The sequence below is a fragment of the Mesobacterium pallidum genome (genome assembly GCF_019966535.1).
GTDB classification, from domain to species: domain Bacteria; phylum Pseudomonadota; class Alphaproteobacteria; order Rhodobacterales; family Rhodobacteraceae; genus Mesobacterium; species Mesobacterium pallidum.
Window position 1 is genome coordinate 1 of the sequence record NZ_JAIMID010000019.1, and the last position, 18,743, is coordinate 18,743.

The following is an 18,743-nucleotide window of genomic DNA, read 5'->3' on the forward strand; positions in this document are numbered from 1 at the left end:
AAGATCAGACATGTTCACCGCTCGTTTTTGAGCCGTGAATCACGCCACCAAGCGGAAATCAATAGGTCCTGACCCTAAGTCCATTCTTCGTGGAACCTTGGACGTCAAGCGTATCGTGATGAGGGATGCAAAGAGTTACTGTGCCGTTTTGCTCGACGACAATAACAGAAAGCCCCTCGTTAGACTACATTTCAACAGAAGCCAGAAGTATTTGGGTTTGTTCGATGGGGACAAAGAAGAGCGCGTTGCCATTGAAAGTCTAGATGACCTTCTTGAATATTCTGAACGGATATTGACGACGGCTCAGAAGTATACGTGATCAAGGTGTAGGGTGGGTTTCCAACCCACCGTCCCACCTCCGACGGCCAGCGTCGGTGGGGTAAAACCCCACCCTACATCTCGGCGTCACCGGCCCGGCTTTCCACCGCCACATGAGCCGCCCGCGCGTGAATCCAATCGCCCACAACAAATGTCCCGCCCGGCGACACGCCGGGCAGCGCCTGCCGGGGCTCCGCCCGTTCGGGCCTGAAAAGGTCCACTGGACCTTTTCCGGGACGGCCCTCACCCCTCCCCCGGGAGGGCGCTATTGCAACGTCTCGACCTGTTCAAACGTCGGAAAAACGGCACCGAGCCGCTCCACACAGGCCGGGCGAAGCGCCCACCCAGGGTCGGGCGCTGCCCTTATCGCCATTATCAACCCGCGCCCCCGGGGCTCCGCCCGTTCGGGCCTTGAACGGTCCACTGGACCTTCCATCCGGTACGGCCGGAACCGGCGTTCACACCGGGGTCGAGCTCTGCCCTTGTCGCGTCCGCCGATCCGTGCCGCGTGTGGCGGGTGTCGCCGGTGGGGTGGAACCCCACCCTACATCTTTGACCAAGCGGGAGGCTGTGGGCGACGCCTCCACACGCCGTAGGGTGGGGTTTGACCCCACCATGCCCGGCGGCCACGATGCGCCGCCCCATCGCATCCCTCCGGCCCCGCGTTACGCCGACCGAACCGGGACCGGCTGGCCATCCCTGGGCTCCGCTCGTGACACCCTCAAAAGGTCCACTGGACCTTTTGCCGGCCAGGGGCCGGGCCGGGTGTCACCCCAGGATCCCCGGCCAGTTCGCCTCTCCCTTCGCGATGTTGCCGGGGACGTCTTGCAGCCAAAGCTCCCGCGCGCGCAGGTTGGCGTTGAGGTACAGCCGGCCCTCGTAGACCGTCCAGGCCTCGGGCACCGTGGGGGCGAGGTAGCCCTTGGATGCGGCATAGGCGCAGTAGCCGCCGAAGCGGGGGGCATAGCGGTCGGGGGCCATCTCGAACGCCTCGCGGGCCGCGGTGGTGGCAAAGCGCCAGTCGGCCCCGCGCCAGCGCACGGACTGGGCGGCGTCGCCCGGAACGGGCGCGGCATTGGTGAAATAGGCGACCGGGTCGGTGCCGCGGATGGCGCGGCCCTCCGGGGCAAAGACCTCGGGCTCGCGGGCCAGGGCCGCGCGGGGGGCGAGGCCGATCAGGGCAGGGGCGGCAAGCAGCGCAAGGGCGCGGCGGCGGGTGGGCATGGTCTCTCCTCCTCCGAAAGATGGGGGGATGCTGACACCGGGCGGGCGCGCCGCATAGCCCCCGCACCAAGTCGTGATCACGCGTGACGCGCAGGACGGGACCGCGCGGGGCGGGTGCGGCCCTGCAGAGTGATCCGGCGACGCGCCCCCCGCGTATCCCGTCTAAAGCCCGGAGAAACCATGCAACTCGTCATCCTCTATCTCTCGACCGCCGTGGTGTTCCTTGGCCTCGATGCCGTCATGCTGACCCGCGTGCTGCGCCCGATGTTCGAGACGCGCCTCGGGGCGGCCCTGCTCGAGGATCTGCGGATCGTGCCGGCGGCGTTGTTCTACCTGGCCTATGTGGCCGGGGTGGTCTGGTTCGTGTCCTGGGGTGCGCTCAAGGACGGGTCGGTCATGCAGGCCTTCGGCAATGGTGCGCTGATCGGGGCGCTGGCCTATGGCACCTACGAGTTCACCAATTACGCGACGCTCAAGGCCTGGCACTGGCAGATGGTGGCGACCGACGTGACCTGGGGCGCGCTGTTGACGGGCGTCTCGGCCGCCGTGGGCGTGGCGGTGACGCGGGCGGTCATGGGCTGAGGCATTTGCCTTGACGCGCGCACGGCCCTTGGCAAGCCGGGCCGGGCCGCGTATACGCGCGCCCTGACGTCTTACGGAGCATCGACATGCAGGGCAGCGCCAATCTCAACATCATGATGAAGGCCGCGCGCAAGGCGGGCAAGTCGCTGGTCAAGGACTTCCGCGAGGTCGAGAACCTGCAGGTCTCGATGAAGGGCGCCGGCGATTTCGTAAGCCGGGCCGACATGGCAGCGGAAAAGATCCTCAAGGACGAGCTGATGAATGCCCGGCCGAACTATGGCTGGCTGGGCGAGGAGACCGGCGAGGATGAGGGCATCGACCCGACGCGCCGCTGGATCGTGGACCCGCTGGACGGGACGACGAACTTCCTGCACGGGCTGCCGCACTGGGCGATCTCGATCGCGCTGGAACACAAGGGGCAGATCGTGTCGGGCGTGGTCTACGATGCGGCCAAGGACGAGATGTTCTACGCCGAGAAGGGCGCGGGCGCCTGGCTGAACGACTCGCGCCGGTTGCGGGTGTCGGGGCGGAGCCGGATGATCGAGTGCATTTTTGCTACCGGCATCCCCTTTGCCGCCAAGCGGACCCTGCCGGCGACGCTGCAGGATCTCGCGCGGATCATGCCGGAATGCGCCGGGGTGCGGCGCTTCGGTTCGGCCGCGCTGGACCTCGCCTATGTGGCGGCGGGCCGCTACGACGGCTACTGGGAGCGCGAGCTGCAGATCTGGGACATCGCCGCAGGCTACCTGATCGCGATGGAGGCAGGCGCCCTGTCCGGCCCGATCCGCGAGGGGCAGGACCCGCTGCGCGACGGCAACCTGGTGATCGCCAATGGCGCGATCTACGACGGGTTCGCCAAGCTGGTGCGCGCGCGCGACTGACCGGTTTCGGATCGCGGTGCGATCCGACCGGGGCGCCGGCTGCGCAGGCGCCGAGTGCGCTGCCGCCCCGGCACCTTTGGTGCCGCCCCCCGAGGTATTTGCAGGACCAAGGAAACAGGGGCGCGTCCGGTTTCGGGCGCCGTTCGTCTTGGCGGGGCGGGTCATGGGGGGCCAGCCCCCCGTCGCCCATGGCGACTCCCCCCGAGGTATTTGGGAAACGATGAAGGAGTGGGGGTGGGGAGAAACCGGACTGGCTGGCCTGCCCCAGCAGCCGTGGTGTGCGGGTCAGCCCCAGGGGTTGCGGCGGCCGGGCTTGCGGCGGCGGGTGACCGAGGGGACGGAGCTGCGGGAGAGTGCGTACTTGGCCTCGGGGTGGGGCGGGTGGCCGTCGGTGCGGTTCCAGAAGGCCGGGCCGCCACGGCGCAGCCAGAGCGGCAGGGTCAGCAGGATACCGATGACGAAGCCGCCGGCATGGGCCCAGTAGGCCACGCCGCCCACGTCGCCGTTGCTGCCGGCGCCGTTGAAGAGTTGCAGCGCGAACCAGAAGCCGAGCATCAGCCAGGCCGGGATCGTGAAGATGCGGAAGATGATCACGATGATGATCAGGATGTCGACCTTGGCCTTGGGGAAGAGCAGCAGGTAGCCGCCCATCACCCCGGCGATGGCCCCCGAGGCGCCGACGGTCGGCACCTGGCTGTAGGGGGCCGAGAGCCAATGCGCGAGCCCCGCGCCCACGCCCGAGGCGAGGTAGAAGGCGAGATAGGGCAGGTGGCCCATCTCGTCCTCCATGTTGTCGCCGAAGATCCACAGGAACAGCATGTTGCCGATGATGTGCATCCAGCCGCCGTGCAGGAAGGTCGAGGTGACCAGCGTGTACCAGCCGTCCCCTGCGTTGATGCGCGCGGGGAACATGGCCCAGTCGAGGTAGTAGCCCCAAAGCGCCTGGTCGTCACCGCGGATCGGCAGCGACGCCAGGAAGATGCCCACGTTCAGCAGGATCAGCGCATAGGTGACGTAAGGAATGCGGCCGGAGGGGTTGTGGTCACGGATCGGGAACATGCGCCGATAGGGCGGGGATTTGCGGGCGAGGTCAAGAGACCTCGCCCAGCAGTTTCGCGTTTCCGCCGGCAGCGGTGGTGTCGATGCAGACGTGGCGCTCGATCAGCACATGGCCCGCATCGGGGCGGCCGGTGATAAGTGGCAGGATCGGGCCGGGGCGGCGAGAGAGCGCCTGGGCCATCTGGCGCGCCGTCTCCGCGTCGCCCCAGTAGAGGACGCCGGAGAGGTCGGTTTCCGTCTCGAGCGCCGAAGGATCGCCGGCCCAGATGCGGGCGGTGCCGCCGAGGGCCTCGACCGCGGCGACCTGGGCGGCCGTGGCCTCGCCCGGCCCCGCGCAGAGGATCGGGGCGCGGGGGCGTGTTGTCAGCTGGTTCTCTTCTCCCGTGGGGCCGGGCAGGTTGAGGGTTTGCGGGTTTTCCCGTGTGACGGGCGCATCCGGCGCTGCGGGCTTGCAGAACCGCGTCAGGTAATGCGGGCCGCCCGCCTTCGGGCCGGTGCCGGAAAGCCCCTCTCCGCCAAAGGGTTGGCTGCCGACGATGGCGCCGATCTGGTTGCGGTTGACGTAGATGTTGCCGGCCTGCACCCGGTCGGCCACGCGCTGCACGCGGTCGTCGATCCGGGTCATCAGCCCGAAGGTCAGCCCGTAGCCCGTGGCGTTGATTCGGTCGATCACGCGGTCGATCTCGCCGCCCTTGAAGGTCGCCATGTGCAGGACGGGGCCGAAGATCTCGCGCCCCAGCGCCTCGATGCCGGGGACGCGGATGAGCGTCGGGGCGATGTAGGTGCCGGCATTGGGCACCGGCCCCTCGGCGATCACCCGGCCCTCGACGCGGGCGGTGTCCACATGGGCGGCGATTCCGGCGCGGGCCTCTTCGTCGATCACGGGGCCGACGTCGGAGGAAAGGTCCCAGGGCGCGCCTAGCTGCAGCTCGGCCATGGCGCCGGTCAGCATCCTGGTGAAGGCCGGCGCGATGTCTTCCTGCACGTAGAGGCAGCGCAGGGCGGAGCAGCGCTGGCCCGCCGACTGAAAGGCGCTTTCGACGATTGCCTGCACGGCCTGTTCCGGCAGGGCGGTGCTGTCGACGATCATGGCGTTGAGACCGCCGGTTTCGGCGATCAGTGGCGCGCCGGGCGACAGGTGGTCGGCCATGGCACGGCGGATCGCCTGCGCGGTTTCGGTCGAGCCGGTGAAGGCGACGCCGTCCACCCGTGGGTCGGAGGTGAGCGCAGCGCCGATGCCTCCGTCACCTGGCAGAAGTTGCAGCGCGGCGCGGGGCACGCCGGCCTCGTGCATGAGCTGCACCGCGCGGTGGGCGATCAGCGGCGTCTGCTCGGCCGGCTTGGCGAGGACGGCGTTGCCGCAGGCGAGGGCTGCCGAGACCTGGCCGGTGAAGATCGCCAGCGGGAAGTTCCAGGGCGAGATGCAGGTGAACCGCCCGGCCGGGTCGGCGGAGGGGATGCGGGCGGCGTAGTAGCGCAGGAAATCGACCGCCTCGCGTAGCTCGGCCACGGCGTCGGGCGGGGTCTTGCCGGCCTCGCGGTGGAGCAGGGCGAAGAGTTCGCCGAAGTTTGCCTCGTAGAGGTCGGCGGCGCGGTTCAGCACTTCGGCGCGGTTCGGCGCGTCCCAGGGGGTGGCGGCCGCGAGGGCGGCGTCCACGTCGGCCTCTGTGGCTGCGCGCACCGTTCCGGGCTGGTCGGACGGGTCGGCCGGGTTGGTCACCGGGGCGGGGTCGCTCCCCGTGGCCTCGGCGGCGAGCAGCGGCGCGGCGGCCCAGGTGGCCGTTCGAAAGGGGGCGCGGGCGGCGTCCAAAGCGGTTAGCGTCGGGCCATGCGCCAGGTCGAAGCCGCGCGAATTGGGGCGTTCGGGCTGGAAGAGCTCGGTGCCAAGGGCGACGGGGCGGGGCTTGCCAAGTGCCTCGAACGGGTCAGCGGCGACCACCTCGGGCGGCACGCTTTCGTCGACCAGCTGGTTGACGAAGGACGAGTTTGCGCCATTTTCCAGTAGCCGCCGCACGAGATAGGCCAGGAGGTCGCGATGCGCGCCAACTGGGGCGTAGATGCGGCAGCGCGTGTCCTCCTGGTCGCGCAGGATCTGGTGCAGCGCCTCGCCCATGCCGTGCAGGCGCTGGAATTCCCACTGGTCCTTGTTCGCGGCCCCCATGTGCAGGATCGCGGCCGTGGTATGGGCGTTATGGGTGGCGAATTGCGGATAGATCCGGTCGGTCATCCCCAGCAACTTGCGCGCGCAGCCAAGGTAGCTGACATCGGTCGCGGCCTTGGTGGTGAAGACCGGAAATTCGTCCAGCCCCGCGACCTGCGCGCGCTTGATCTCGGTGTCCCAGTAGGCGCCCTTGACCAGCCGCAGGGTGATGCGGCGGTCGAGCCGCGTGGCGATGTCATAGGCCCAGTCGATGACCGGCGCCGCGCGCTTGCCATAGGCTTGGACCACGAGGCCGAAGCCGTCCCAGCCAGCGAGGTCCGGCTCGGACAGCACGGTTTCGATCACGCGCAGGGACAGGGTCAGGCGGTTCGCCTCTTCGGCATCGATGTTGAGGCCCATGTTGGCGGATTTCGCCTCAAGCGCCAGGCGGTGCAACCGGCCGGTGAGTTCTTCCATCACCCGGTCTTCCTGCGCGACCTCGTAGCGCGGATGCAGGGCCGAGAGCTTGATCGAGATGCCGGGATTGTCGCGCATCGCTCCGGTGCAGCGGGTGCCGATGGCGGCGATGGCGTCGGAATAGGCCGCGAGGTAATGCTGCGCATCGGCCTCGGTCCGGGCCGCCTCGCCCAGCATGTCGTAGGAATAGGTGTAGCCGCGGCGCTCCATCCCCTCGGCCCGCTTCATGGCCGATGCGATCGTCTCGCCCAGCACGAACTGGCGGCCCATCTCCTTCATCGCGCGGCCAACTGCGGTGCGGATCACCGGCTCGCCCAGACGCTTCACGGCGCCGCGCAGGTGGGCGACGGGGCCGGGGGGCGCATCCTTCAGCACCCGGCCGGTCAGCATCAGCGCCCAGGTCGAGGCATTGACCAGCGGAGAGGTCGAATGACCCGCGTGGCGGCCCCAATCGGACGGCGCGATCTTGTCCTCGATCAGCGCGTCGATGGTGCGCGCGTCGGGCACCCGCAGCAGCGCCTCGGCCAGGCACATGAGCGCGATTCCCTCGTCGGTCGATAACCCGTATTCCGCGAGGAAGACCTCCATCAAACCGGGGGTTCCGCGCGATCTGATGTCGCGGACGATCTCGGCCGCTCGCCTCACGATTGCGTGACGGTTCCCTGGGGAAAGGCTTGCCGCATCCGTCATTTGCGCCAAAACGGCCGCCTCTGGCGCGTAGGTCGATTGGTCGAGTTTGTTCATCATCATGGAACCTCTTGCCGTTAATCCATGTTATCACCCCTGAGACAGGCGATCTTCCTGCAAGCTCGCCAGAAAGGTAGAACGATGACCGAATTTGATAGCAATTTCGTCCCGGACGGCCTGCACGGGCTGGACCGATTCGACCGCGCGATCCTGGTCGAGCTCTCAAGCGACGGCCGGGTCAGCATGACCGAGCTTGCCCGCCGCATCGGGCTGAGCAAGTCGCCCACCCAGGCCCGCGTCAAGCGGCTGGAACAGCAGGGCATCATCACGGGCTATCGGGCCCTGGTGGACCCGATCCGGCTTGGCCTCGACCACGTGGCCTTTGTCGAGGTGCGCCTTGGCGACACCCGCGAAAAGGCGCTGGCCGAGTTCAACGCCGGCGTGGCGCGGGTGACCGAGATCGAGCAGGCGCACCTGATCGCCGGCAATTTCGATTACCTGCTCAAGGTCCGGACCCGCGACATGAACGCCTATCGCAAGGTGCTGGCCGAGAAACTGTCGAGCCTGCCGCATGTCGCCTCGACCTCGACCTACGTGGCCATGGAGGCGGTGAAGGAAGGCAGCCTGGGCGAGGTCGGCTGAGGCGCATTCCCGCTTTACGCGGGCCGGGCCCTTGGCTAGTCAGGGCCCGTGCCCGCGTGGTGGAATGGTAGACACAGGAGACTTAAAATCTCCAGGCCTTGTGCCGTGCCGGTTCGAGTCCGGCCGCGGGTACCAAGCCGGACATGGCGACCCGGCTTTACGCGCCACGTCACCACCTGACCGCGACAGCCTGATCCGCATGGGAAATGCCCGGACGTCCCCGCCGGGCATCTCGCTTGTCTGGGGCCGTGCGCCTTACCCCAGCCGCTTCTTCGCGAAGACCGCGAACCAGTCGAGCGCGGCGGGGTTCCTGGTCGCATCCTTCGACGCCACCCTGTCCGCGTCTTCGCCCAGCAACATCCGCCGCACGGGCACTTCCATCTTCTTGCCGGTCAACGTGGTCGGGATCTCGGGAACCTCGACGATCACGTCGGGCACGTGGCGGGGGGACCGTTCGGTCCGCAGGCGGCGCACGATCTCGGTCTCGATCTCCTCGGTCAGCCGCAGCCCTGGCGCCATCTGCACGAAAAGCGGCATGTAGTAGCCGCCATCGGCTTCCTCGATGCAGACGATCAGGCTGTCGGCGATCTCGGGCATCGCCTCCATCGTGCGGTAGATCTCGGCCGAGCCGATGCGGACGCCGAACCGGTTCAGCGTCGCGTCCGACCGGCCCAGCACGTAGCTGCCGCCGGCCTCGTTGAACCGCACTCGATCGCCGTGGCGCCAGATGCCGGGGTAGGTGTCGAAATAGCTGTCGATGTAGCGCGAGAAATCGGCGTCGCCCCAGAAGAACAGCGGCATCGAGGGCATGGGCTGGCGGATCACCAGCTCGCCCACCTCGCCGACGACCGGCTGCGCGGATTCGTCGAAGGCGACCGCGTCGGTGCCCAAGGCCGGCGCCTGGATCTCGCCCGCGTTGGCCGGCAGCAGGCAGGACCCGGCCAAGAGACCCGAGCAGAATTCCGTCCCGCCCGATTGCGAGGTGGCGTAGATGTCGGATTTCACCGCCTCGTGGATCCAGCCCAGGATCTCCGGCGTCGCGGGCGAGCCGGTCAGCAGGATGGTTTCCAGCGCCGAGAGGTCGAATTCCTCGCCCGGGCGGATGCCGTTCGACCGGACCATGCTCATGAAGGTCGGCGAGACGCCGAAGGTGGTGACCCCGGTCTCCGCCATCAGCTGCCACAGGGCGCGGGCATCGGGATAGGTGGGATGTCCGTCATACAGCACCACGCGGCCGTTCATCATCGGCCCCATCATCAGCGTGTTCCAGACCATCCAGCCGGTGGTGGAATAGCAGAACTGTACGGCGTCCGCGTGCATGTCGAGGTGGAAGGCCGCGGATTTCAGATGCTCGACCACGATGCCGTGGTGGCCCTGCACGATGGGTTTCGGCAGGCCCGTGGTGCCCGAGGAAAAAAGGATCCACAGCGGGTGATCCGACGGCACGCGGGTATATACGAAATCCCCGCGCGCCACGTCCGGCCCGGTGAAAAGATCCTCCCACGCCAGCGTCTCGCCGGCAAAGGCGGGGGCACCGGCGCCGGGCAGGTAGTCGAGCAGCACCAGCCGGTCGGCCGTGGGCAAGTGCCCGAGGATGTGACCCAACTCGCCCGTACGGTTGAAATCCTTGCCGCCGTAGCGGTAGCCGTTCACGGCAAAGACCAGCTTGGGCTCGATCTGGCTGAACCGGTCGATCACCGTCTGTGCGCCGAATTCCGGCGCGGCCGAGGACCAGGTGGCGCCGATCGCCGTGGTCGCCAGCATGGCGATGAAGGTCTCTGGGATGTTCGGCATGTAGGCAACGACCCGGTCGCCGGGCTCCAGCCCCATGTCGCGCAACCGGGTGGCCAGCTTGCGCACGGCGCCCGCGATCTCGGCCCAGCTGAGGTGGGCAAGCTCGGGCCGCGCCTCGGCCATGTGCTCGATCATGGTGCGGGCCGGATCGCCCGCCATCTCGTGGCGCAGCACGTGTTCGGCGTAGTTGATCGCCGTGCCGGTGAACCAGCGCTGGCGGGGCATCGGGTCGGCGGTCAGCACCGCGTCGATCTCGCCGTCGTGGAGGATGTCGAAGAACTCCCAGATCGCGCGCCAGAAACCGGGCACATCCTCGACCGACCAGCGCCAGAGGCCATGGTAATCGCTGAAGTTCTTGCCCTTTTCCGTGGCGAGCCAGTCGAGGAACCGGGTGGTTTCCGCGCGGTCCTTGCGGACCTGCGTCGCGCGCCAGAGTTCCTGGCCTTCGGTTATGGTCGTCATCCTGTCGTCACCGCGAGGTCTAGGGTGAAGTGTTCCAGCGTATCCAGCTCCGGATGCGCCCGTTCCTCCGGCTGGTCGGCCGCGAAGGCCGCCCGGTCGCCGGTCCCGGTCAGCACGCCCCCAGCAAGCGCGCCGGCCCGGCGGGCCATGCGCAGCTCGAGGTTGGGATCGTCGCCCAGGACGACCATTTCCTGCGGCGCCGCCCCCGTCAATGCAGAGACCATGTGCACCCCTGCGACCGAGGGTTTGCCGAAGAGCGTGTGTCGCGCCCCGGTGGCGTGTTCCAGCGCCGCGATCAGCGCGGCGGAGATGCCCATCATTCGGACCCGGGACGAGGCGACGTAGGGCGCGCGCCCGGGGTGGCGTAAAGCGGCACGCCGGACCAAAGCGCCTCGGCCGCCGCCTCCTGAATCTCGACGTCGATCCTGTGGGTCCTGCCGACCGGAACGGCATCGACAAGGCCCGCGGCTTTCTTGGGTGGCACGACCTCGATCCCCGCCTCGGCGACCGGGGTGGTAACCCCGTCGGCGGCCAGCACCATGACGCGTTTGTGTCCCAGTCGCGCCAACTCATGCGCGACGACGTTGGCGGGGGTCACCATGTGGCCGGGGGCCCGGTCGATCCCGGCCTTCGCCAGCGGGGCGGCGGAATGGGCGGGCGGGTAGATCGTGCCGTTGGTATAGGCGACCACCGCCAGCCCGGCGTCGCGGCAGGTCTGCATGGCGGCAACGGCTCCGGGCAGGGCCGCGTAGGTCCCGGCCGCCTTGTTCCTCATCGCCGGCGCGCCGTCGATGTCGAAAATCGATGCCTTCAGAGCCATTTACGCGCTGCCCTTCAGGTGTAGCTTGAAGCCGGGGCGCTCGATCTTCACGTCGCCAAGACCTTTGCGGCTGGTCAGCTCGCGCATCAGGTCCATGACCGGCTTGCGGCGCGCGTCGTAGTCGCGCCGCGCCGGGCCTGCCGCCTTCATCGCGTCCACCTGGTCGCCGGGCATGACGGCGCGCAGGATGAACTCCTCGTCCGACAGCCTGGTTCCGAACTTGCGCCGCAATTCATCGAGCGAGGCCATGTGCGGCTCCGCCTCTAGCTCCCTGGCGCGTTTCGAGCTGCGCACGCGGTCCTCGACTTGCGCGTTCATCGGCATCGAGGGCTTGCCGAACCGGCCCAGCACGTAGCGCGTCACCTCGTCGGGAATGGTGGCGTAACGCTCGCCGGCGACGACGTTCAGCAGGGCCTGCGTGCCGACGACCTGGCTGAACGGCGTGACCATGATCGGGTATCCGAGATCGGCGCGCACCTGTTCGACCTCTTCCAGAACGGCGGGCAGCAGGTGGGCGCGCTTTGTCTCGGCCAGCTGGCGTTTCAGCGTGCCCATCATCCCGCCGGGCATCTGGTGGTGGAAATAGCGCCGGTCGAACTCTCCCGGCACGCCGTGCTGCAAGCCTTCGGCGGCGGCGAGGGCGGTGAAATAGGCGTCCATCTGCGCAACCGCCTCGTCGTCCACGTCAACGGTATGACCCATGTCGCGCAGATTGGCGATGATCGACGCCTGCGCCGGCTGAGAAGTGCCGTTCGCCGCCGCCGAGGACGCCGTGTGCAGGCAGGTCGCGCCACGCTCCGCCGCCTCGAGATACGAGAACGGGCCAAGCCCGATGGTGCAATGCGAATGGAACTCGAGCGGCAGATCGCCGATGGCGGCCTTGAGCGCGGGGATCAGCGTCTTGGCGCGGTCGGCGGTGACCAGCCCGCCCGGGTCCTTGAGGTAGAGCTTGTCGAAATGCCCGCCCGCCGCAAGCTGGCCGGCGGCACCGGCGAAATAGGCATCGTCATGGGCGGGCGACAGGGTGAAGGTCAGCGCCGCCACCACCTGTCCCGCGCCCGATTTGCGCGTCACCTGCGCCATGTTCACCATGGCCGCGACGTCGTTCATCGGGTCCATGATCGCGAACCGCTCCATCCCGTTGCGCGCGAGGGTGCGGAAGCAGAAGGCCATGAACTCCTCGCTCGCCACCTCCCACGAGATGAAGCGCATGCCGGTGGTCAGGAACGAGAGCGGCGTGGTGGGCGTCTTGTCCTTGAACAGGCGAATGCGCTCCCACGGGTCTTGGTGCTTGTAACGCACGGCCACGGCCATATGGGTCGACGAGATGAAGTCGATGGCCTCAAAGCCCACCCGCTCCATCACGTCGGCGATCTGCACCATCATCCCGGTATCAAGGCCGGTGGCCCCCCAGTTCGACTGGTTGCCGTCGCGGACGGTGGTGTCCATCAGCGTGATATTGGTCATTCGGCGGCCTCCTTGGCGGTCAGCCGGGGCAGCAACCCGCCCAGGTAAGTGGTGTCCACACCGCCCGCGCGGAAGGTGTCGTCGGCCATGATCGCGGCATGAAGCGGCGCGTTGGTGGTGATGCCCGACAGGACCGAAACGCGCAGGGCCTCGGCCATGCGGTCGATGGCGGCGTGCCGCGTCTCGCCCCAGGTGATCAGCTTGGCGACCATGGAATCGTAATAGGGCGAGATCATCGCGCCGGGCTGCATATGCGTGTCCACGCGCAATCCGGGCAGGGCCGGGAACCAGACCTGTGTCACGCGGCCGGGTGAAGGCATGAAGTCGCGCTGTACGTCCTCGGCGTTCAACCGGCATTCGATGGCGTGGCCCGACAGCGTGATGTCGTCCTGGGTCATCCCCAGCGGCTGGCCTTCGGCAATCCCGATCTGAAGCGCGATCAGGTCGAGGCCGAAAATCGCCTCGGTCACCGGGTGTTCGACCTGCACCCGCGCGTTCATCTCGAGGAAGTAGAATTCCTCGCGCTCCACATCCACCAGGAACTCGACCGTGCCGAGCGAGCGGTAGTCGATGTGTCTGGCATAGGCGATGGCCGCATCGTGCAGGCCGCGACGCAGCTTGTCCGACAGACCCGGCGCTGGGGCTTCCTCGACCACCTTCTGGTAACGGCGCTGGACCGAGCAATCCCGCTCGCCCGCGTGGATCACGGTCTCGCCGTCCGAGATGATCTGCACCTCGACATGCCGGCCCAGGGTCACGAAGCGTTCCATGTAGATGCGCCCGTCGCCGAAGGCTGCCGTGGCTTCGGAGATGGCGAGGTCGATCTGCGCGGGCAGTTCCTTGGCCGAGTTGACCCGCTTCATGCCGCGCCCGCCGCCGCCCGAGACGGCCTTGATCAGCATGGGAAAGCCGACCTCCTCGGCGATGGCCAGCGCCTCTTCGGCGGTCTCGACCGACCCGCCGGGGACCAGCGGCACGCCCGCCGCCTCGGCGTGGCGCCGCGCGGTCAGCTTGTCGCCCACGGCGTCAAGGTTGTCGGGGCTCGGGCCGACAAAGATGATGCCTTCCCCCGCGCAGGCGGTGGCGAGGGCCTTGTTTTCGCTCAGGAACCCGTAGCCGGGGTGCAGCGCGTCGCAGCCCGTGCCCTTGGCGGCCTGCACCACCGCAGCGACGTTGAGATAGCTTTGCGCGGCCGAGGCGGGGCCCAGGCAGACCGCCCGGGTCGCCAGCTGCGCGCCCAAGGTGTCTCGGTCGGCCTCGGACACGCCCAGCACGGTCTCGATCCCAAGCGCGCGGGCGGTGCGGATGACGCGCACGGCGATCTCGCCCCGGTTGGCAATGAAGATGCGTTTGATCCGGGCCATGGGGTCAGTCAGGCTGAACGCGGACCAGCGGCTGGCCGTGTTCGACCAGCTCGCCGTCGGGGGCGATGATCTCGGTCACCGTGCCGGCGATGCCCGCCTCGACCTGGTTCATCAGCTTCATCACTTCGATGATGCCGATGACGGTCTCGGGCGTCACGGTGTCACCGACCTGGATGAACGGGTCGGCGCCGGGCTTGGGCGCGCGGTAGAAGGTGCCTAGCAGCGGGGCCGGGACCGCCTGGCCGGTACCGGGGACGGCGGCCGCCGGGGCGGGGGCCGGGGCAGGCGCCGGTGCCGATGCTTGGGCCGCAGCCGCAGTCGGGGCGACCGGCGCAGGCGCGCTGGCGCCACGGCGGCGCAGCTCGATCTTGGTGTCGCCCATTTCCAGTTTGAGCTCGTCGAAATCCGACCCGTCGATCAGCCGCAGAATATCGTCGATGTCGGCGCGTGTCAGTCCGCTCATCCCATGTCCTCCCCCGTGGCGCAGGGCGCGCCTATTGGCCCGGACGCTAGGGCCTCGGCCGCTCTGCACTCAATCGCATGCACCGGCGCGTTTCGTCTGGTGAAACGCTGCGCCGGGGTTTCCTTTGCGGCGATCCCGGCCTAGCCTGCCCGAAAACAAAAGTCATTTCCGGGACGACCCGCATGGAGCAACCGACCATGGCCGCAGGCTTTGCCGCGGCGCTTCTGGACTACGCGGTAGACCGTGGCGCCCCGCGCGCGGCATTGCTCACCGCCTCCGGCCTGACCGACACGCAGCTGACCGACCAGGACAACCGCATCCCCGTGGCCGGCTACCAGGCGCTGATCGGCGCGGCGATCGAGGCGACCGGCGACACGGCGCTGCTGTTGCGGCACACCTTTGACACCCGGCTCGAGACCATGTCGATCATCGGCCAGATCGTGCACAGCTCGGCCTCGCTCCGCCATTCGATCGAGCAACTGAACCGCTACGTCCGCCTCGTGGCCGAGGTCGAGCTGCACGGCCCCGACCGGTTCGAGCTGCGCGAGCGGGGCGGGGAGGTCTGGATCGTCGATCACCTGGTCGTCCCGCCCGGCGACTACTTCGGGATCGAGGCGAGCTTTGCGCGCTTTGTCAGCGAGTTCCGGCGCGGCTTTCCGGGCCATCCCTTCGCGCTGGCGCTGGACGTCACCTATCCGCCCCCGCCCCATGCCGCGGCCTATGCCGCGCTTTTCCGCGTGCCCGTCCGGTTCAACGCCCCGCGCAACGCGCTGCGGATCGACCCGATCTGGATCACCTCCAAGTCGGAATTCGAGCCTGGCAACGCCTATGCCTTCGGCCTCTTTACCCGCCACGCCGATGCGTTGCTGGCCGAGGTCACCAGCGCCTCGGGGACCCGCGCGCGGGTCGAGGCGGCGATCCTGCCGCGCCTGCACGAGGGCAGCCTGTCGATGGATGCGCTGGCCCGTGACATGGGGATGAGCCGCCAGACGCTCTACCGCCGCCTCAGGGACGAGGGCGTGACCTTTGCCGAGATCCACGATGCGCTGCGCCACCGCATGGCGCTTGACTATCTCGGGGCGCGCAAGGTCTCGGTGAACGAGGCGGCGTACCTGCTGGGGTTCTCCGAGGCGTCGTCTTTCGTGCGGGCCTTCCGCCGCTGGACCGGGGCCAGCCCGACCGGCTGGCTGCGCGGGACCGAAGGCGAGGCGGCAGGTTGATACCGGCGGTCAATTTCCTGTCACGCGCGGTCATGTCGTGATCTTGGGCGTCGGTCTATCTCGCCGCTGTCACCTGAACACGGAATGAAAGAAAGACTGACATGACCATCTTTGACCTCATGGCCCCGCTGAAACCCTTCCGCCTTTTCTCGACCGGCATGATCGCCGCCTCGGGGCTGCTGGCGGGCTGTGCCGATAGCGGCGCCAATTACACGCCGATCCTCGACGGTGCGCCCACGGCGCAGTTCCAGGCGGATCTCGGCGACTGCCAGGCGCTGGCCCGCAACCAGCGCCAGTTCGACCAGGAGACGGCGGCCGCCGCCGTGCTGGGCGCCGGCGCGGGGGCGCTGCTGGGCGAATTCGACGACGGCGACGCGCTGGGCGGCGCCATCTTCGGCGCGCTGGCGGGCGGGGCGGCGGCCGGGGTCGATGCCTCCGAGCGGCGTCAATCCATCGTCAAGGAATGCCTGCGCGGCCGCGGCCACGCGGTTGTCGGCTGATGCGGGGAAGGGGAGAGACGCCATGCAATCCGACCTGTTGACCCTGCGCGCCTGCCGCTTTCACGCGTTGCATGCGCTGCTGACCGGCGAAGGCTGTCCCGGCCCGTTGCCACGCCGCTGGTGGCGCCGGTGAGCACCGCCGCCTATGCCTACGCGGGCCTGGCCGCGCTGCCGCTGGCCATGCAACTGGCGCTGGCGGCGGGCGCGCCGCTGGGGCGCTACACGCTGGGCGGCCGGTTTCCCGGCCGCCTGCCGCCCGCCTTCCGCGCGCTGGCGCTGGTGCAGGCGGCCCTGCTGGCCGCGATGGCCCTGGCGGTGCTGGCCCGCGCCGGGATCGGCCCGGTGGTTCTGCCGGGCTGGACCTTCCGGGCCACCCTCGGCCTCACGGCGCTGACCACGCTCGCCAACCTTGCTACCCCCTCGGTCCCCGAGCGCAGGCTCTGGGGGCCGGTCACCCTGGCCATGCTGGGTGCCGCGCTTGTCGTGGCGCTGGGCTGACATCGCACATGGAGACCTGCCATGAAGACCGTCTGCATCGCCGGCGCGACCGGCTACCTTGGCCGCCACCTCTGCGCCGAATATGCCCGCCGGGGCTGGTATGTCACCGCACTGGTGCGCAGTGCCGCCCGCGCCGGGGATCTGGCCGCCGATACGCTGGTCGAGGCCGAGGCGACCCGGGCCGAGACCCTGCGCGGCTCCATGGCCGGCGCGGACCTTGTCATCTCGGCCCTGGGCATCACCCGGCAGGCCGACGGGCTGGGCTATTGGGACGTCGATTTCGGCGCCAACCTGAACCTCTTGCGCGAGGCAGAGGCCGCGGGCGTGGGCCGCTTCGCCTATGTGCATGTGCTGAACGCGGACAAGATGCCCAAGGTGCCGCTGGTCGCGGCGAAAGCGGCCTTCGTCGCTGAACTGCAGGCCTCTTCGGTCCCGTCGACCGTGATCGCGCCCTCGGGCTATTTCTCGGACATGGGGGATGTCCTGTCGATGGCGGGGTCGGGCCGGGTCTGGCTGTTTGGCGACGGCAGCCACCGCATCAACCCGATCCACGGCGCCGACCTGGCCGCCGCCTGCGCCGAGGCGACCGGGGCCGGGCAGGCCTGGCTTGACGTCGGCGGGCCCGAGGTCTTTACCCATGCCACGCTGGCCGCGCTGGCCTTCGACGTGCTGGGCCGGCCAGCCAGGATCACCCGCCTGCCGGACAGCCTGCGCCGCGCGGCGCTGGCGCTGCTGCCGCTCGCACCCCGCCGGATCGGCGGGCCGGCGCGGTTCTTCCTGTCGGCCATGGGCCACGACATGGTAGGCCAATGTCGCGGAACGCACCGGCTTGGCGACCAGTTTCGCCGAGATCTGCAGGCTGCGCCGGCCAAATGACCCAACGAAAGCGTAGCCAGAAAACTTGACCCCGGGGTAATCTTGGCCCGAGGACGCGCTCGGACGGGTCGAGCTGCGCCGGGAACCTGCATGCCAGGGTTCCCGGACGGGCAAGCGGGCCGCATCCCGGGCGCGGCTGTTGTCCGGGTCTCCGGGTCTCCGGGAAGACGAGGTGGAGTGATTGCGAATGCGGGCCATTGTTTCCGACCGATACGGCGACCCCGATACGCTGACGCTGGCCGATCTGCCGCGCCCCGAGCCCGGGGCCGGAGAGCTGCGGCTGCGTGTCCTGGCCTGCGGCGTGAACCTGTCGGACTGGGAGTACCTCGTGGGGCGGCCGTTTTACGCGCGGCTTGCCGGGGGGCTGTTCCGGCCGCGCCGCCGCGTGCTGGGCTCGGACATCGTCGGCGTGGTCGACGCGGTGGGATCCGGGGTCGACGGCTTTGCGCCCGGGGTCCGGGTCATGGGCGACCTTGTCATGACCCGCGGCGGCTTTGCCGAGTATGCCTGCGTGCCCGCCTCAGAGATGGTGCCGGTCCCGGCCGAGCTTGGCGACGACATCGCGGCCTGCCTGCCGCAGCCGGGCGGCATCGCGGTGACCGGCACGGACGGGCTGCGGCCCGGCCAGCGGCTGCTGATCAACGGCGCGGGGGGCGGGTCGGGGACCATGGCGCTGCAACTCGCCAAGGCGGCCGGCGCCCATGTCACCTGCGTCGACAACGCGGGCAAGATCGCCTGGCTGCAGGGTCTCGGCGCCGATGCGGTGATGGATTACACCCAGCAGGATTTCACCGCGACCGGAGAGCGCTGGGACGTCATCCTCGACATGGTGGCGACGCGGGGGCCGGGGCGGATCGCCCGGGCGCTGGCGCCGGGCGGGCGCTACCGTGCCGTGGGCGGGCGGATGCGCACGTTGCTGGCGCTGCTCCTGGGCGGGCTTATCTACCGCGGCACCGGCATGTCGATCGGCATGCTCATTGTGCCGTCGGGGGCCGCGCTGACCGAAAGGGTGGGCGCGCTGGCCGCCAGCGGACGCGTGGCGCCGCATCTCGAGCAGGTGATGCCGCTCGAGGCCGTGCCCGAGGCCCTGGCCCGCACCGGCGCGGGCGCGGTGCGGGGCAAGATCGTCATACGGCCCGGGCAGGGCGGCCTGACGGCGCTGCGGCGGCCATGACCGCGACCATGCCAACGCCCACGGCCCCCGTACCCAAAGGGCAGGGAGCCGCGCACAACACACACACTTCTCGGACAGTCGTCCTGGCGATACCC

General features: G+C 68.9%; 17 protein-coding genes and 1 tRNA gene. 9 read left to right on the top strand and 9 right to left on the bottom strand.

The annotated features are described in order from the left end of the window. Positions 1-1,086: 1,086 nt before the first annotated feature. Positions 1,087-1,542: a YHS domain-containing (seleno)protein gene (locus MF270_RS21965; protein ID WP_238367934.1), complete on the bottom strand. Its 456-nt coding sequence runs from the start codon at positions 1,540-1,542 to the stop codon at positions 1,087-1,089. Positions 1,543-1,722: 180 nt separating this feature from the next. Here MF270_RS21965 and MF270_RS21970 point away from each other — a divergent pair, with 180 nt between their 5' ends. Together MF270_RS21970 and MF270_RS21975 are read left to right on the top strand one after the other, a co-directional pair. After that, positions 1,723-2,124, top strand: coding sequence for a DUF2177 family protein (locus tag MF270_RS21970; RefSeq protein WP_238367935.1), 402 nt, complete (start codon positions 1,723-1,725; stop codon positions 2,122-2,124). Positions 2,125-2,210: 86 nt separating this feature from the next. After that, positions 2,211-3,005: an inositol monophosphatase family protein gene (locus MF270_RS21975; protein ID WP_238367936.1), complete on the top strand. Its 795-nt coding sequence runs from the start codon at positions 2,211-2,213 to the stop codon at positions 3,003-3,005. Positions 3,006-3,290: 285 nt separating this feature from the next. On the opposite strand, the gene MF270_RS21980 is transcribed toward MF270_RS21975, so the two are convergent. Both MF270_RS21980 and putA read right to left on the bottom strand, forming a co-directional pair. After that, the gene (locus MF270_RS21980) at positions 3,291-4,064 is read right to left on the bottom strand and encodes a rhomboid family intramembrane serine protease (RefSeq protein WP_238367937.1); all 774 of its coding nucleotides are present in this window, start codon (positions 4,062-4,064) and stop codon (positions 3,291-3,293) included. 31 nt (positions 4,065-4,095) lie between these two features. After that, positions 4,096-7,431, bottom strand: a complete 3,336-nt coding sequence (gene putA, locus MF270_RS21985) for a bifunctional proline dehydrogenase/L-glutamate gamma-semialdehyde dehydrogenase PutA (RefSeq protein ID WP_238367938.1) — start codon at positions 7,429-7,431, stop codon at positions 4,096-4,098. Positions 7,432-7,509: 78 nt separating this feature from the next. Between putA and MF270_RS21990 the strand changes: the two genes are divergently transcribed. Both MF270_RS21990 and MF270_RS21995 read left to right on the top strand, forming a co-directional pair. After that, positions 7,510-8,010 carry an Lrp/AsnC ligand binding domain-containing protein gene (locus tag MF270_RS21990; RefSeq protein WP_238367939.1) on the top strand — a complete coding sequence of 167 codons (501 nt, stop codon included), beginning with the start codon at positions 7,510-7,512 and terminating at the stop codon, positions 8,008-8,010. A 50-nt stretch (positions 8,011-8,060) separates the two neighbouring features. After that, positions 8,061-8,145 (top strand) — tRNA-Leu (locus MF270_RS21995). A gap of 120 nt (positions 8,146-8,265) precedes the next feature. On the opposite strand, the gene MF270_RS22000 is transcribed toward MF270_RS21995, so the two are convergent. The 6 genes from MF270_RS22000 to accB are packed head-to-tail and all read right to left on the bottom strand — an operon-like array spanning position 8,266 to position 14,380. After that, the gene (locus MF270_RS22000) at positions 8,266-10,266 is read right to left on the bottom strand and encodes an acetoacetate--CoA ligase (RefSeq protein ID WP_238367940.1); all 2,001 of its coding nucleotides are present in this window, start codon (positions 10,264-10,266) and stop codon (positions 8,266-8,268) included. Further along, entirely contained in the window at positions 10,263-10,586 is a 324-nt protein-coding gene (locus MF270_RS22005; RefSeq protein WP_238367941.1) for an HAD hydrolase-like protein, read from the bottom strand. The genes MF270_RS22000 and MF270_RS22005 overlap by 4 nt, the downstream gene beginning before the upstream one ends. Further along, entirely contained in the window at positions 10,583-11,086 is a 504-nt protein-coding gene (locus MF270_RS22010; RefSeq protein WP_238367942.1) for an HAD family hydrolase, read from the bottom strand. The genes MF270_RS22005 and MF270_RS22010 overlap by 4 nt, the downstream gene beginning before the upstream one ends. Next, positions 11,087-12,553, bottom strand: coding sequence for a hypothetical protein (locus tag MF270_RS22015; protein ID WP_238367943.1), 1,467 nt, complete (start codon positions 12,551-12,553; stop codon positions 11,087-11,089). It lies immediately after the preceding gene. Next, the gene (locus tag MF270_RS22020; RefSeq protein ID WP_238367944.1) at positions 12,550-13,917 is read right to left on the bottom strand and encodes an acetyl-CoA carboxylase biotin carboxylase subunit; all 1,368 of its coding nucleotides are present in this window, start codon (positions 13,915-13,917) and stop codon (positions 12,550-12,552) included. Before MF270_RS22020 ends, MF270_RS22015 begins: the two co-directional genes overlap by 4 nt. A gap of 4 nt (positions 13,918-13,921) precedes the next feature. Further along, entirely contained in the window at positions 13,922-14,380 is a 459-nt protein-coding gene (gene accB / locus MF270_RS22025; protein WP_238367945.1) for an acetyl-CoA carboxylase biotin carboxyl carrier protein, read from the bottom strand. A gap of 182 nt (positions 14,381-14,562) precedes the next feature. Between accB and MF270_RS22030 the strand changes: the two genes are divergently transcribed. The 5 genes from MF270_RS22030 (at position 14,563) to MF270_RS22050 (ending at position 18,648) form a co-directional block, all read left to right on the top strand. Beyond that, entirely contained in the window at positions 14,563-15,600 is a 1,038-nt protein-coding gene (locus MF270_RS22030; protein WP_238367946.1) for an AraC family transcriptional regulator, read from the top strand. A gap of 101 nt (positions 15,601-15,701) precedes the next feature. Further along, positions 15,702-16,100: a glycine zipper family protein gene (locus tag MF270_RS22035; protein WP_238367947.1), complete on the top strand. Its 399-nt coding sequence runs from the start codon at positions 15,702-15,704 to the stop codon at positions 16,098-16,100. Positions 16,101-16,229: 129 nt separating this feature from the next. Beyond that, positions 16,230-16,598 (top strand): hypothetical protein, encoded by a 369-nt coding sequence (locus MF270_RS22040; RefSeq protein ID WP_238367948.1) that lies wholly within the window; start codon positions 16,230-16,232, stop codon positions 16,596-16,598. A gap of 21 nt (positions 16,599-16,619) precedes the next feature. Further along, entirely contained in the window at positions 16,620-17,474 is an 855-nt protein-coding gene (locus tag MF270_RS22045; RefSeq protein ID WP_238367949.1) for an SDR family oxidoreductase, read from the top strand. 187 nt (positions 17,475-17,661) lie between these two features. Continuing rightward, entirely contained in the window at positions 17,662-18,648 is a 987-nt protein-coding gene (locus MF270_RS22050; protein ID WP_238367950.1) for a quinone oxidoreductase family protein, read from the top strand. Positions 18,649-18,743 lie beyond the last annotated feature (95 nt).

What these genes read in the sequence shown, in the direction of transcription:
- MF270_RS21965 (WP_238367934.1), bottom strand. Translation starts at nt 1,542, where the DNA reads ATGCCCACCCGCCGCCGCGCCCTTGCGCTGCTTGCCGCCCCTGCCCTG.
- MF270_RS21970 (WP_238367935.1), top strand. Translation starts at nt 1,723, where the DNA reads ATGCAACTCGTCATCCTCTATCTCTCGACCGCCGTGGTGTTCCTTGGC.
- MF270_RS21975 (WP_238367936.1), top strand. Translation starts at nt 2,211, where the DNA reads ATGCAGGGCAGCGCCAATCTCAACATCATGATGAAGGCCGCGCGCAAG.
- MF270_RS21980 (WP_238367937.1), bottom strand. Translation starts at nt 4,064, where the DNA reads ATGTTCCCGATCCGTGACCACAACCCCTCCGGCCGCATTCCTTACGTC.
- putA (WP_238367938.1), bottom strand. Translation starts at nt 7,431, where the DNA reads ATGATGATGAACAAACTCGACCAATCGACCTACGCGCCAGAGGCGGCC.
- MF270_RS21990 (WP_238367939.1), top strand. Translation starts at nt 7,510, where the DNA reads ATGACCGAATTTGATAGCAATTTCGTCCCGGACGGCCTGCACGGGCTG.
- MF270_RS22000 (WP_238367940.1), bottom strand. Translation starts at nt 10,266, where the DNA reads ATGACGACCATAACCGAAGGCCAGGAACTCTGGCGCGCGACGCAGGTC.
- MF270_RS22005 (WP_238367941.1), bottom strand. Translation starts at nt 10,586, where the DNA reads ATGATGGGCATCTCCGCCGCGCTGATCGCGGCGCTGGAACACGCCACC.
- MF270_RS22010 (WP_238367942.1), bottom strand. Translation starts at nt 11,086, where the DNA reads ATGGCTCTGAAGGCATCGATTTTCGACATCGACGGCGCGCCGGCGATG.
- MF270_RS22015 (WP_238367943.1), bottom strand. Translation starts at nt 12,553, where the DNA reads ATGACCAATATCACGCTGATGGACACCACCGTCCGCGACGGCAACCAG.
- MF270_RS22020 (WP_238367944.1), bottom strand. Translation starts at nt 13,917, where the DNA reads ATGGCCCGGATCAAACGCATCTTCATTGCCAACCGGGGCGAGATCGCC.
- accB (WP_238367945.1), bottom strand. Translation starts at nt 14,380, where the DNA reads ATGAGCGGACTGACACGCGCCGACATCGACGATATTCTGCGGCTGATC.
- MF270_RS22030 (WP_238367946.1), top strand. Translation starts at nt 14,563, where the DNA reads ATGGAGCAACCGACCATGGCCGCAGGCTTTGCCGCGGCGCTTCTGGAC.
- MF270_RS22035 (WP_238367947.1), top strand. Translation starts at nt 15,702, where the DNA reads ATGACCATCTTTGACCTCATGGCCCCGCTGAAACCCTTCCGCCTTTTC.
- MF270_RS22045 (WP_238367949.1), top strand. Translation starts at nt 16,620, where the DNA reads ATGAAGACCGTCTGCATCGCCGGCGCGACCGGCTACCTTGGCCGCCAC.
- MF270_RS22050 (WP_238367950.1), top strand. Translation starts at nt 17,662, where the DNA reads ATGCGGGCCATTGTTTCCGACCGATACGGCGACCCCGATACGCTGACG.